This window comes from Rhodococcus sp. 14-2483-1-1 (genome assembly GCF_002259335.1).
Classification (GTDB): domain Bacteria; phylum Actinomycetota; class Actinomycetes; order Mycobacteriales; family Mycobacteriaceae; genus Rhodococcoides.
The window spans coordinates 217,980-231,624 of record NZ_NPFX01000007.1 but is presented as its reverse complement, the minus strand read 5'-3'; the positions used below and the strand labels follow the sequence as shown (position 1 = coordinate 231,624).

General features: G+C 64.9%; 14 protein-coding genes. 2 read left to right on the top strand and 12 right to left on the bottom strand.

All coding sequences use genetic code 11. The annotated features are described in order from the left end of the window. Positions 1–83 precede the first annotated feature (83 nt). Positions 84–1,745, top strand: a complete 1,662-nt coding sequence (locus CH294_RS07460) for an NTF2-like N-terminal transpeptidase domain-containing protein (protein WP_170944631.1) — start codon at positions 84–86, stop codon at positions 1,743–1,745. Positions 1,746–1,776: 31 nt separating this feature from the next. Next, positions 1,777–2,523: a sulfite exporter TauE/SafE family protein gene (locus CH294_RS07455; protein WP_032405248.1), complete on the top strand. Its 747-nt coding sequence runs from the start codon at positions 1,777–1,779 to the stop codon at positions 2,521–2,523. A gap of 26 nt (positions 2,524–2,549) precedes the next feature. Here the strand turns inward: CH294_RS07455 and CH294_RS07450 are convergent, their stop codons facing one another. From CH294_RS07450 to CH294_RS07395, 12 genes are all read right to left on the bottom strand, one after another. Next, the gene (locus CH294_RS07450; RefSeq protein WP_032405249.1) at positions 2,550–3,236 is read right to left on the bottom strand and encodes a TetR/AcrR family transcriptional regulator; all 687 of its coding nucleotides are present in this window, start codon (positions 3,234–3,236) and stop codon (positions 2,550–2,552) included. After that, positions 3,233–4,144 carry a fumarylacetoacetate hydrolase family protein gene (locus CH294_RS07445; RefSeq protein WP_094737500.1) on the bottom strand — a complete coding sequence of 304 codons (912 nt, stop codon included), beginning with the start codon at positions 4,142–4,144 and terminating at the stop codon, positions 3,233–3,235. The genes CH294_RS07450 and CH294_RS07445 overlap by 4 nt, the downstream gene beginning before the upstream one ends. A 125-nt stretch (positions 4,145–4,269) precedes the next feature. Beyond that, positions 4,270–5,586 carry an NAD(P)-binding domain-containing protein gene (locus tag CH294_RS07440; RefSeq protein ID WP_094737499.1) on the bottom strand — a complete coding sequence of 439 codons (1,317 nt, stop codon included), beginning with the start codon at positions 5,584–5,586 and terminating at the stop codon, positions 4,270–4,272. After that, positions 5,583–6,638, bottom strand: a complete 1,056-nt coding sequence (locus CH294_RS07435) for an ArsO family NAD(P)H-dependent flavin-containing monooxygenase (protein WP_094737498.1) — start codon at positions 6,636–6,638, stop codon at positions 5,583–5,585. Before CH294_RS07435 ends, CH294_RS07440 begins: the two co-directional genes overlap by 4 nt. A gap of 5 nt (positions 6,639–6,643) precedes the next feature. After that, a complete protein-coding gene (locus CH294_RS07430) occupies positions 6,644–7,063 on the bottom strand; it encodes a phosphatase (RefSeq protein WP_094737497.1) in 420 nt (139 codons plus the stop codon). After that, positions 7,063–8,151 (bottom strand): ACR3 family arsenite efflux transporter, encoded by a 1,089-nt coding sequence (arsB, locus tag CH294_RS07425; protein WP_094737496.1) that lies wholly within the window; start codon positions 8,149–8,151, stop codon positions 7,063–7,065. The genes CH294_RS07430 and arsB overlap by 1 nt, the downstream gene beginning before the upstream one ends. Next, entirely contained in the window at positions 8,148–8,513 is a 366-nt protein-coding gene (locus CH294_RS07420) for a metalloregulator ArsR/SmtB family transcription factor (protein WP_032405255.1), read from the bottom strand. Before CH294_RS07420 ends, arsB begins: the two co-directional genes overlap by 4 nt. A gap of 31 nt (positions 8,514–8,544) precedes the next feature. Next, complete coding sequence (locus CH294_RS07415) at positions 8,545–9,786, bottom strand: APC family permease (protein WP_094737495.1); 1,242 nt, start codon at positions 9,784–9,786, stop codon at positions 8,545–8,547. A gap of 81 nt (positions 9,787–9,867) precedes the next feature. Further along, positions 9,868–10,965, bottom strand: coding sequence for a serine hydrolase domain-containing protein (locus CH294_RS07410; RefSeq protein ID WP_212709772.1), 1,098 nt, complete (start codon positions 10,963–10,965; stop codon positions 9,868–9,870). A gap of 42 nt (positions 10,966–11,007) precedes the next feature. Continuing rightward, a complete protein-coding gene (nhaA, locus tag CH294_RS07405; protein ID WP_094737562.1) occupies positions 11,008–12,342 on the bottom strand; it encodes a Na+/H+ antiporter NhaA in 1,335 nt (444 codons plus the stop codon). Between the two features lie 150 nt (positions 12,343–12,492). Continuing rightward, positions 12,493–12,867: a DUF3054 domain-containing protein gene (locus CH294_RS07400; RefSeq protein WP_094737494.1), complete on the bottom strand. Its 375-nt coding sequence runs from the start codon at positions 12,865–12,867 to the stop codon at positions 12,493–12,495. Positions 12,868–13,026: 159 nt separating this feature from the next. Continuing rightward, positions 13,027–13,578 carry a YceI family protein gene (locus tag CH294_RS07395; RefSeq protein WP_032405259.1) on the bottom strand — a complete coding sequence of 184 codons (552 nt, stop codon included), beginning with the start codon at positions 13,576–13,578 and terminating at the stop codon, positions 13,027–13,029. Positions 13,579–13,645 lie beyond the last annotated feature (67 nt).

Below are 13,645 nucleotides of genomic sequence, written 5' to 3'. Positions count from 1 at the left end.
CGTATCTCAATCGTGACCGGCTCGTATGAATACCGTGCTTGTTACTCGTGTGACTACAGTGAATATTGTGACTCATGAGTTCTATGAGTCGTGTCCGTCGTGGCCCGCCCAAGGTTCGCGGTCGCTACCTCGTCGCTGTGGCAGCCTCGGCGACATTGACGGTCTCGGCCGCGTTCTGGATGGTCGATCGGCCACCGAGCGAAGCCGAAGTGTTGGTCTCGAAGTTCGTCGATGCGCTGGACAACCGCGATGTCGCGGCCGCCGCCGCGCTCACGACCTACCCGAACGCCGCGACAGCAGCTCTCAACCAGATGTTCGACGGCTTGTCGGCCGACGGCACGTCCACCGGCGATTTCGACCTGACCCAGTACATGGACCTCTCCGACGAGAGCGGCTTCTTCACTCTGGCGTCGGCGTGGAACTTCGGCGAGGGCAAGGATTGGAAGTACAGCGCGCAGGGCTCGACCAAGAAACTCAGCGTTGGCTGGCGCATCGCGTGGGATCCGGCCACCCTCGTACCCGACCTCACCTCCGGTGGCTCGGTCCGCTACACCCGTACCGACGCCGCGCCGCCGCTGATCTTCGACGCCGCGAACAACGTGCTGATGAGTGAGCGGACCATCAACGCCATCTCCCTCGACCCGGCGCAGACGAGTGATCCGGTTGCGTCCACGACGCAACTCGCCGACATCATCGATGTCGTCGCACCGCTCATCACCTCCGAATCGATGCTGGCAGAGCTGAATTCGGCCGGCGGTGCACCGATCACCGCGGTGACTCTGCGCGACGACGACTTCGCCGTTCTCGAGGACGATCTGCGCGCCGTGCCGGGTGTGGTGGTCTCCCCGCAGCCGAAGCTCATCGTCGACGACCGGCGCATCACCTCACCGGTGCTCGATTCTCTGCGCACCGCATGGCAAGCCGGGCGCGACGCCACCGCGGGCTGGGCCGTCGACACCTACACCGTCGACGGAAGCGGCGAGCGACGCGTCGGATTCCAGGGTCCGGGTGGGCCGGATCTGCACTCGACGCTCGATCCGCGCGTGCAACTCGCGGCCGAGAACGCTGTGGTGATGGCGGGGACGTCCGCGTCGATCGTGGCACTGTCCACCTCGACCGGCGCGATCATCGGTGCGGCACAGAACAGTTACGCCAACGAGCAAGGAGACGTAGCCTTCGGTGGTTCCTACCCGGCCGGCACCGCGTCGGACCTGGTCAAGGCCGTGCAGTCCGATCGTGGTGACGACAGTGGCGAGGATGCAGCCGCGCGGCTCGGCCTGGGAATTCACTACTCCATGCCCGGGCTCGACGCCTACACCGGAACTCCCGCCGGAAGTCGTAGTGCAATCGACGGCATCCGCACCGTGTCCACGGCCTCCGGGGACGAGGCGACCGTGACGCCGTTCGGACTCGCGCAGATGGCAGCCGCGATCTCCCGGGGCAGCGCACCGACCCCGATGATCGTCGCCGGACAGACTGCCGTCGCCGATCGCGAAGCCGAGCCCATCGGAACGGACGCGACAAACCGGTTGCGCGGCATACTCGCCGACTCGTCGAGCAGCAGTGGCCTCGATACGTTCGATGGTGTCCAGGGCTTCGCCGGGGAAAGCGGCGACGATCGCTTCGTACTCGCCACCAGTGGTGACGTCGCTTTCGCGGTGTACATCGAGGACGCAGACGGCGGGGATCAGGCAGTGCGGATGACGAGTCGGTTGCTGCAGGAGATGGCGAACCCCGTCGAGTAGTCGGGATCGTTAGTCACGGTAGTTTTATTCGGTGACGGTGCTCGATTTCGGACTACTGGTGGTGGCCGGGTTCTTCGCCGGCCTCATCGGGTTCGTCACCGGGCTCGCCTCGCTCGTCTCGTATCCGGCGCTGCTGGCGGTGGGCTTGCCCGCGGTGTCGGCCAACGTGACGAACACGGTGGCTCTTGTCGCTGCCGGCGTCGGCGCGACGGCGAGTTCGTCGGCCGAGCTGGCCAAGGACGGCAAGCAGCTTGTTCGCTACGCGATCTACTCCGCGCTCGGCGGCACCACCGGCGCGATCCTGTTGCTCAACACGCCTGACGGTTCGTTCGAGGTAGTGGTGCCGTTCCTGGTGGCGATGGCCGCCATTGCACTGCTGCTGCAACCGAGCATCCGAAAGTTGTCCGGAGGCAAACAGTTTCCGACGCTCTACCCCTTGGCGCTGTTCGCTGTCGCGATCTACGGCGGCTACTTCGGTGCCGGAGCCGGTGTCATCTTCCTCGCGCTGGCGCTGATCTGCACGTCGGATACCTTCTGGCGCGCAAGCGTTCTGAAGAGCTTCTTTCTCGGCATCGCCAATCTCATTGCCGCGATCATCTTCTCGTTCTCCGGCCAGGTGCACTGGCTGGCTGCGCTCGCACTCGCGATCGGGTGCTTCGTCGGCGGAGCCTGCGGGCCGCCGACGGTCAAGGTGATCTCGCCGATCGTCCTGCGTATCGGTGTCGGGATTCTGGGCCTCGGACTCGCCGGCTGGCTGGGGTACCAGGCCTTCGGCTGAGTGACTCCTTCGCCGCGGTACGACGATCAGCCGGACGCAGAACGGGTGACCGTCGCGGTGATGCCCCCCTGGGCGAAGCGCAGCAACGCCCGGTGCCGTTCGTCCATGTCACGCGCATGCATCCGGCCCTCGGTGAGACTGTCGAGCCGGAGATTGTTGGAGTAGGTGTGCATCGCGGCGGCGACCAGATGCAGGTACGCGTCGTGAATTTCCGCCTCGTTCGCGTGTGGGAACAGTGCGTGCATCCGGGTCATGAAATCGATGGCGATGGCGTTGAAGTCGTCGACGATCAGACGACCGATCGGGTTGCCGGAGTTGGAGAGTTGAGCAATGAGCCGAAAGTAGTTGTCCCATCCGGGAGCACCGGCACGGCGACGCATCGGTTCGGTGAACGCCTCGATCAGTGCGCGTAGACGTTCGGGCTGGGTTCCACGCGTCGGTAGCGCCGACAGGTGGGCGCGCCGATCGTCGTTGAGAGGGCGGATGCGCCGCGCCAGCACGGCCTGAAAGAGTGCTTCTTTACCGCCGAATTGCTCACTGACCGAGGCCAATCGGGTGTGTGCGCGGTCGGTGATATCGCGGACACCGACACCGAAGTAGCCGCGGTCGGCGAAGAGTTCCTCGGCTGAGTCGAGCAACCGGGTCCGCAGCTCGGCGCGATTGGCGTCCCGTTTCGAGCGAGCAGGCGATTCTTCGGAGTCGGGGAACGTCACGAATCGAGTATGACGTGGCTGATACTGCCGATCCCGTCGATGCTGAGTTCGACGGTGGACCCGGGTGTGAGCCAGTGCCCGGTTTCCATCCCGCTGCCGCCGGGCAGGGTGCCGGTGGCGAACAATTCACCGGGCCGAAGTATCTCGCTGCGGGAGGCATGCGCCAGGACTTCCCCGATGGTGTGCTGCATCCCGGCGCTCGAGACGGTGGACACGGTGGTGCCGTCGATGGTGACCGTTCCCCGCAGGGAATCGATCGTGGGCAGGATCTCATCGGCGGTGACGGCTACCTCCGAGAGCGAGGTCGCGAAGTGTTTGGACTTCTGTGGCCCGAATCCGCTGTCCATCTCGGAGCGCTGGACATCGCGAGCGCTGAAATCGTTGAGGACGACGAACGCTCCGATGGCGTCGAGAGCCTCGTCCGCGGTGGCGTCGAACAAACTCCGAGCGAGGACGAAGCCGATCTCGAGTTCGTAGTCCAGCGCTTTCGCATAGGACGGGGCGGCGAGCGCCGTCCCCGAGGGGACGAAAGTGAGCGCATTGGACATGTAGTACATGGGTTGGGTGTAGAACAGCGGCTTGGGGCGCAGCAGCGGAAAGGGGCGTCGGGTGAGCGCTTCCACGGCAGCCACTGCCCGGCTCTGCTTCCGATGGAAACGCCGGAGCAAGCCCCGACTTGCGTCGAGAACATGCTGCTCGTAGAGCATGAAGTCCCGGAACGAGGCCGGCTGGAACGGCAGCACCAGCGCACTGCGCTCGAGGTGTTCATCGGCGCGGGCCAGTTCCCACTCGGAATCGAAAACGCTCCCGCCCAGAGCCGACCGGTCGAGTGTCGGCTGCCAGGACTCACCTGTGGTCGAAGTCTGCAACTGCAATCCGTCCGCAGTCCGTATCCGTCGCAGTTTCACCGCACTATTCCTTTCGATAACGGAACGAGTGTTCCAAGTAGCAGGATTCGATGTTAGCCGCGGAACGATCGTTCCGAAAGGGCGCGGCGGTCCGCATCTTGTTCACCTCCCGGGTCGGCTGACGGTCAGATCAGTTGCGCCTCGGTCTCGCGGGGGACACTGCAGCAACCGCCGGTCGACGGCGCGTCGGGTTCGTCGAACAGGCCCGCGCCGCCGCAGACTCCGGTGTCGGGCAACGTCAGCTCCACCTTCCGTGCGCCCTCGTGGTCGCCGGCGAGTTCGGCTGCGATGCTGCGAACCTGCTCGTAGCCGGTCATCGCGAGAAACGTCGGAGCGCGGCCGTAGCTCTTCATGCCGACCAGGTAGAAGCCGGGCTCGGGTTGAGTGAGTTCTTCGACGCCGTGTGGGGACACCGATCCACACGAATGCATGTTGGGGTCCACCAATTCCGCGACGAACTTCGGTGCCTGCAGGGTGGGATCGAGATCGAGGCGCACCTCGGACAGCCACGACAGATTCGGTCGGAACCCGGTGAGTGCGACGATGCGATCCACGTTCTCGATGCGAGCGCCGGTGTCACCGATCAGAGTGAGCCGATCCCCCTCCACCGCAACGGTTTCGGTGCGGAAGCCGGCGACGACGGTGAGGAATCCGTCGTCGACCGCCTTCCTGGCGCGTTGACCGAGAGCGCCGCGAGCAGCCAGTTCGTCCGCGTCCCCGCCGCCGAACACATCGGCGGTGACGCCTCGGCGGACGGCCCAGGTGAGTGTCGTTCCTGGTTCCTCGGCGGCGAGTTCGGCGAAGGTGATGATGGCGGTCAGGGCGGAGTGGCCGCTGCCAGCGATGACTGTGTGCTTGCCCGCGAACTGGGAGCGAATCGCCGGATCGGTGAGATCGGGAACTCGGTAGTCGATCCGATCTGCGGCGGCCTTCTCTCCGACGGCCGGAAGTCCCTCGCTGCCCAGTGGATTCGGCGATCCCCAGGTGCCCGACGCGTCGACGACCGCGCGGGCGAGGATGCGTTCATCGCTGCCGTCTGAATGCCGGATGTGGACGGACAGCGGCTCCGTGTCGCGGCCGGCGTCGACCACGCGGTCGCGTCCGCGGCGGGCGACACCGACTACCTCGGAGTCCACGCGAACGGCGTCACCGAGTACGGCGGCGAGGGGCGCGAGGTACTGCTCCACCCATTCGCGTCCGGTGGCGTAGGTCTCGCCGTCCGGCTCGGTCCAACCGGTGGGCTCGAGCAACCGCGCGGCCGCGGGGTCCACGACCTCGGACCACGGAGAGAACAACCGAACGTGGTTCCATCCGGACACTGCTGCTCCTGCGGACGAACCACATTCGAGAACGACTACGGCAGAGCCGGTTTCGGTCAGATGCGCCGCGGCGGCGAGACCGATGGGCCCTGCGCCGATCACCACTACGGGGTATTCGTTCATGACTGATCTACCTTTCTTCCACGAATGACGGTGTCCACGGCTGCCCGAGCGGTCCGGCCGACACCGATGAGCGTTGCCGACGCGGTGCCGGTCCAGTCGCCGTAGCCGAGAAAAATCAGGGTCGGCTCGTCTCGAACATGGTTGCCGTCCAGCACAATTCCCGAACCATCGGCGTGCAAGTGCAATGCTCGCAGGTGGCGAAGTGCCGGACGAAAACCGGTGCACCACACGATCGCGTCCAGAGTCTCGGTTGTGTGCCCGTCGGTGACGCCGTCTGAGGTCAAGGCGGTGAACATCGGCCGAGCATGCAGAACTCCACGATCGCGTGCGTCTCGCACCGGCGGCACTATCACGATGTCTCCCAGGCCGGTGACCCCGCCGGAGTCCGCGTCGCCCGCGGCAAGGGCGCGAGCCCGATCGCTGGCGACATCGAACAGCACCCGGCCGTCGACGTCGTCGGGCAGAAACCGAGGTTCACGGTTGGTGAACCACAGGGTCTCGGCGACGGTGGAGATCTCGGCGAGGATCTGCGCCGCCGAATTGCCTCCCCCGATGATGCCGACTCGCTTGCCCGCGAACGGATCGGGCACCCGGTAGTCGGCGGCATGCAGCTGGGTCCCGCCGAACCCGCGCATTCCGGGGTAGCTCGGCCAGAAGGGTCGAGACCACGTTCCCGTTGCATTGATGACGGCCGCGGCACCGTACGACTCGCCGTCGGTGTCGATTCGATAGCTGCCCTCGACTCGATGCACGGACTTCACCTCGACGGGCCGGTGAACCGGCAGTTCGTACTTCTTCTCGTATGCCCGAAGGTAGTCCACCACATGTGATGCCGATGGAAAGCCGTTGTGCCACGGCGGCATCGGCCAGCCGGGTAGGCGTGAGTACTCGGCGGGGGAGAACAGATGCAGCGATGGCCAGTAGTCCTGCCAGGACCCGCCGGCATGTGTCTGATTGTCGAGGATGACGAAGTCCAGACCGGCCCGTCGCAGGTAGTAGCCGGCGGACAGTCCCGCCTGACCGCCGCCGATCACCACTACCTCCGGAGTCATTCGAGTCAACCGTTGGTGCGGCGCAATCGGGACGCGAGCTCCTCGACCCGAGCGGCGATGTCGTCGCGCACCAGGCGCATTCGTTCGATCCCGTCGATCCCGCGCTCGGACGGCTCGTCGGTGTTCCAGTTCTCGAAGGTCGGACCGTCGATGGGATCGACCTTCGCTTCGCTCCCGAGGGTGACCACGTAGTCCATGCGAGACAACAGGTTTGGGTCGATCGGCTTGGGCTGCTCGCCGGAGAGGTCGACGCCGACCTCGAGGAGGGCCTCGGCCGAGAGTGCGTTGACGGATCCGCTGGGCTTGGTCCCAGCCGAGTGCACCTCGACCGAATCGCCTGCGGCCTTGCGCATCAGACCGGCGGCCATCTGAGATTTACCACCGTTCTTGACGCACACGAACAGGACGCTGGGAGCGTCGGACATCAGGACTCCTTGGTCACGGTGGTCGCGGATGGATTGGGGGAGAATCGTTTACGCAGGGCGAGTGAGACGTAGACGAGGCCCACCAGTACCGGCACCTCGATGAGTGGTCCGACGACTCCGGCGAGTGCTTGCCCGGATGTCGCGCCGTAGGTCGCGATGGCGACAGCGATCGCCAACTCGAAGTTGTTGCCTGCAGCGGTGAACGCGAGGGTGGTGGTGCGCTCGTAGCCCAGACCCATCGCGGCACCGAGGGCGTAGCCGCCGCCCCACATCACCGCGAAGTACACCAGCAGTGGCAGCGCGATGCGCACTACGTCGAGCGGCTGCGATGTGATCCGATCACCCTGCAGCGCAAAGAGAATGACAATGGTGAACAGCAGACCGTACAGCGCCCACGGGGCGATCCTGGGGATGAACTTCTCCTCGTACCACTCGCGACCCTTGGCGCGCTCGCCGAAGAAGCGAGACGCGAATCCGGCTATCAGAGGGATGCCGAGGAAGATGAGGACCGACTTGGCGATCTGCCAGGGCGACGCCTCGATGGTGGTTTGCTCCAGTCCGAGCCAACCGGGAAGGACCGAGAGGTAGAACCATCCGAGGATGGCGAACATGAACACCTGGAACACCGAGTTGATCGCCACCAGAACCGCGGCGGCTTCCCGGTCTCCGCAGGCGAGGTCGTTCCAGATGATGACCATCGCGATGCAGCGTGCCAGTCCGACGATGATCAGCCCGGTCCGGTACTCGGGCAGATCGGGGAGGAAAAGCCATGCGAGAGCGAACATCAGGGCCGGACCGAGGATCCAGTTGAGGACCAGCGATCCGATCAGCAGGCGTTTGTCGCCGGTGACGGTGTCGAGACGGTCGTAGCGCACCTTGGCCAGCACCGGGTACATCATGATCAGCAGGCCGATGGCGATGGGGAGCGAGACGCCGTCGATCGAGATGGACGACAAGGCGTCGTTCAGCCCGGGGATCATGCGTCCCAGGAGCAGCCCCACGACCATGGCCACGCCGATCCATACGGGCAGGAACCGGTCGAGAGTGGAGAGCTTGCCGACTACGGCAGTTTCGGTCGATGTGCTCATGCCATCACCGCCGTCGGGTCGGCCGAACTGAGAACCGACGACAGTTGTTGCAGCGCAGTAGGAACCACCCAGTAGTAGACCCAGGTGCCGCGGCGCTCGCAGTCGAGCAGACCTGCCTCGCGTAAGACCTTGAGGTGGTGGGAGATGGTGGGCTGGGAGAGGTCGAATGCGGGGGAGATGTCGCAGACACATGCTTCGCCGCCGGCGTGGCTGGCGACGAGGCTGAGTAGGCGAAGACGCACGGGATCTCCCAGTGCCTTGAACATCCGAGCCAGATCTCCGGCCCAATCGGCGTTCAGGGGTTCGCGGATCAGCGGCGAGCAGCAGTCACCATCGAGGGACGACCGTTCTTGATTCGACATTCGTCTATATTGACGTTTGTCGAATCAACCGTCAAGTGAACAGTCGTCGGCCTGTTCGGTAGAGGACGCCGAGCACGACCACGATGGTTCCGACGACGATGGACGACACCGGCAACGTTGCGATCAGTACCACGCACCCGATGCTGCCGATCACCGGTAAGGCCCGCGGGTAGCGGCGATTCTCGGCATCCTGGGTGTACGCGCTGAGATTGGCCACCAGGTAGTAGAGCAAGACTCCGAACGACGAGAAGCCGATGGCGTCACGCAGATCGACCACCAGGACCAGCACGACGACGATCACGGCGAGGGTGATCTCGGCCCGGTGCGGAACCGAATAGCGCGGATGGACCGCGGTCAGATACGACGGCAGATCGTCGTGGCGGGCCATTGCCAGCGACGTGCGTCCGATGCCGGCGATCAGCGCCAGCAACGCTCCCAGTGCGGCGAGGCCGGCGGCGATCCGCATCAGCGGCGACGCCCACGAATGTCCCGACGCCCCCACGAGATCGACCAATGGGGCAGACGACGAGGCCAGGAGATCGGGGCCGAGAACCGACAGCAGTGTCAACGCAACCACCGCGTAGACCAGCAATGCGATACCGAGGGCGGACACGATGGCACGCGGAATGGCGCGTTCGGGTCGGACGACCTCCTCGCCGAGGGTGGCGATACGCGCGTACCCCGCAAAGGCGAAGAACAGCAGCCCCGCCGACTGCAGAATTCCGTACCACCCGTTCTCGGTGAACGAGCCCAGTCCGCCGACGGCGGGGCCGGACGAGCCTGTGAGGCCGAGGACCACTGCGATGACGAGGACGGTGAGCACGGCAGCGACGAGGATCTTCGTCAGCATGGCCGTGCGGGTGATGCCGAAGTAGTTCACCGCTGTCAATGCGATAATGGCAAGCGCCGCAACGAGTTCTGTGTAACCGGCAGGTGCGACATACGCCGCGAACACCAGTGCCATGGCCGCCGAACTCGAGGTCTTGCCGATGACGAAGCTCCACCCGGCCACGAATCCCGGCCACTCGCCGAGTCGTTCACGACCGTAGATGTACGTGCCACCCGAGGTCGGGTACTGGGCGGCCAGCTGCGCCGAGGATGTGGCGTTGCAGAACGCCACGACCGCGGCAATGGCAAGACCGATGAGCAGGCCCGCACCTGCAACGGCCGCAGCGGGGGCGAACGACGCGAACACTCCGGCCCCGACCATCGAACCGACACCGATGACGATGGCGTCGAAGAGCCCGAGTCGACGGGCCAGTGGCTGCGTCACGCTCGAAACCGGTTCTCGATCACGGCGGTAACTGTAGGTGCTGCAATCGACCCAGCGTAGGTCGTGTCAGCATAGGTCCTGTCAGCGCAGTCCCTGGAACTCCGACAGCAGCGCGAAGGTGGCCTCGCACAATTCGGTCTGCGTCAGCAAGATGCCGATGGTCCCGTCCGGGTCGACGAAGAAGTCGGTGCCCTGCCCGCCGGACCAGCCGTACCGACCGAGGTGATCTCCTTCGGTGACGACCGAGACGCCGAATCCCCACCCCGTACCCGGCCAGAAGCCGGGGTAGAAACTCTCGTCGGTCTTGATCGACGCAGGCACCTGGTCGTGTGTCATCAGCTCCAGGTGCTCGGTCGACACCGACGTCGTGATCGCGCGAAGGAAGCGGTGAAAATCGGTCACCGTGGACACCAACTCGCCGTGACTCACGTCGACAGGGGGCGGTCCCGCGTAGGGCCCGCCTGCGGCGGGTTCGGTTTCGATCAACGACCCGTCCTCGAACCGGTAGGCCGCCGTCAGGCGATGGCACCGGTCGGTCGGCACCCACAGTCCGGTGTCGGGCATGTCCAATGGAGTGAACAGGTCGTCGCGGAGGTGATCCTGCAGAGACCGGCCGACGATGCGGGAGACGAGGATGCCGAGGATCGCGAAGCCGTGGTGGTAGCGCCACCCAGCGCCGGGCTGAAAAGCCAGAGGAAGATCCGCCATGCGTGCCAACCACTCGTCCGCGCCGAGCGGAGACGGCGCGGATCCGGCTTCCGTGTCGTTGTCCCTCATCGCCCGGGCCAGCGGGGTGTCTCCCATCTGAATTCCGTACCCACTGGTGTTGGTGAGCAAGTGCCGCAACGTGATCGGTCGGCCCTGAGGAACGGTGTCGTCGAGTGCAGCGTCGGGGCGGGTGAGCACGGGGCGGCCCGCGAGTTCGGGAAGCCAGGGCACGACGTCGTCGTCCAGCGTCAGTCGGCCCGCCTCCACGAGCCGCAGGGCGGCCACGCTGGTGACGATCTTGGTCATCGACTGAATCCGGACGATGGCGCCGATTGCCATCGGTGGACCGCCGACCGCCGATGATCCGACCGCGATCGGTTCCGCATCAGGGCCGCCCAGGAGTGCTACCGCCCCCGGCATCAGTCCGGCGTCGACGTGCCGGGTCAACAGTTCGCGCACGGTTCCGCTCACGGACTCATCGTGTCACCGGAGCCATCCGGATGCCAACGATCGCTACTTCTTGTTCTGATACACGTCCGGGATGCCGTCGTGGTCGTCGTCGCGGGTCTCTTCGATGTAGAAGTCCCGGTACGCCTTGTTGCGGGTTCGCAGAATGATCGAGGCGATGGTGGCCGCAATGATCGAACCGGTCAGCACACCGACCTTGACGTGATCGTCGCGCTGAGTTCCTTCGCCGAAAGCGAGGTCGCCGATCAGCAGCGACACGGTGAAGCCGATACCCGCGAGCATCGCGACACCGAAGACGTCGAGCCATTTCAGTCCGGCATCCAGTGTCGCCCTGGTGAAACGGGATACGAGATACGTAGTGCCGAAGATGCCGATGGCCTTGCCGATGACGAGGCCGGCGATGATGCCGATGGCGATCGGATCGGTCAGTGCACTGCGAAGACCTGAGAATCCACCGACGGTCACGCCGGCAGCGCAGAAGGCGAAGAGCGGCACCGCGATTCCTGCGGAGATGGGCCGAATCTTGTGCTCGAAGTGCTCGGCGAGACCGGGGCCCGCATCGGGGCCGCCGTTGGCCTTGCTCCGGATCACCGGAACGGCGAAGCCGAGCAGAACGCCCGCGACGGTGGCGTGGACGCCGGACTCGTGCATGAGCACCCACGTCACGACGGCCAGCGGGATGAGAATCCACCACGAGCGGACGCGCATTTGCACGGCAACGGCGAACAGGGCAAGCGGAATCAGCGTCAGTCCGAGCGCGACGAAGTTGATGTCGTCGGTGTAGAAGATTGCGATGACACTGACTGCCAGGAGGTCGTCGACCACGGCCAGAGTCAGCAGAAAGGTGCGCAACGCGGTCGGAAGATGCGTGCTGATCACCGCGAGAACGGCGACGGCGAACGCGATATCGGTTGCGGTGGGAATGGCCCAGCCGAGGAGAGCGCCGTCCCCGGTGCCTAGGTTGAACAGCACGAAAATGACTGCGGGAACGATCATTCCACCCACGGCCGCGGCCACCGGCAACGCGGCGCGTGCCGGATCGCGCAGATCACCGGCAACGAATTCGCGTTTGAGCTCGAGTCCGACGACGAAGAAGAAGATGGCCAGCAACCCGTCGGCGGCCCACGTCGAGAGCGTCAGATCGAGATGCAGTGCCGAGGGCCCGAAGCGGGTGCTCATCAGCGAGTCGTATGCCGCGGACCAAGGTGAGTTGGCCCAGATCAACGCGACAAGAGTGGCGACGAGGAGCAATGCGCCACCGACGGTTTCCTTGCGGAGAATCTGCGCGACCCGGTCGGCCTCGGACCAGGAGCCGCGAGAGAACAGCGGCAATCGTGCTTTCGGTGTGGTTGAACCAGTCGGACTCGGTGAATCAGACACAGTGACAAAGCCTTTCGGTAGCAACGTCGTGCCGTGCGAACCCGTCGAATCGAAGGGCATGTGCGCAGCACAGAACAGTTGCCGACCAGACTTCCCGGCGCACCGTGGATGATCCTATCGCGCCGAGGCCGATCTCGACGAACTCTTCAGTCAGCGGACGCTGGGTACGAATTTCGCCAGCGCGCGCCAACCGAGCAGCAGAACGGCGGTGGACAGGGTTGCCACGACGATGAACGACCCAGCTGTTCCTTGCCCGGTCACTGCACGCAGGACCATGCCGAGAGCGACCGTCATCACCCACACGACGATGCCCGTCGGGACGATGAGGAACGCGTCGAACTTGTTGCGGTACAGCGCGAATGTGACGATCCAGCCGATGGCCGCACCGACGACGAACGGCCAGGCGGTGTGGAACAGGCCGGACAGCGCGGTGGCCTCGGCATGGCTGCGACGGCCGATCGCGGCGAAGAGCAAGACCATCAGCAGGTCGAGGACGGCAGCAACTACGGGGGATCGAAACTTCACGCGCCCCACTGTAGACACCTACAGCGAACGGCCCGTACCGCGAATGCGATACGGGCCGTTCGGTGGGCCTCCCGGCGTGGATCAATGTGGCTTTCAGTCGCTTGGACTGCAACAAAGCCGCATTGATCCGGAAGGGGGGAGGGGTGAAGCGGGGCAGAATTACGCCTGCAGTCCGGCTTCGATTTCCAGGTTCAGCGTGATCTTGTCGCCGACGACTGCGCCGCCGCCTTCGAGGGGCATGTCGATGCTGATGCCGAAGTCCTTGCGGTTGATGACGGTGCTGGCCTCGAAGCCGGCGACCGGTCCGTTGCCCATGCCGGCGTTGACGCCGTTGAACTCGAGCTTGAGATCGATGGAGTTGGTGACGCCGTGGAGGGTGAAGTCACCGGTGACGATGAAGTCTCCGCCGTCGGCCTTGACCGAGGTGGACTTGAACGTTGCGGTGGGGAACTTCTCGACCTCGAAGAAGTCGGCGGTCTTGAGGTGGCCGTCGCGCTGGGCGTTGTCGGTCGTGATCGAGGTGACGTCGATCTCGGCGTCGACAGAGGGGGTGCCGTCGGCAGCGACGGTGATGGTGCCGGTGAAGGCCTGGAAACGGCCGCGGACCTTGCTGACCACCAGGTGGCGGACGGTGAATCCGACGGTGGAGTGGGCTGCGTCGATGGCCCAGGTGCCTGCGGTGAGCTCGGGAAGTGCAATGGCGGTGGTCATGGTGACTCCTAGTGGGTTGAAGTTTCAATGCTCATAGTACACAAGCGGACCAGGGTCCGTATATATT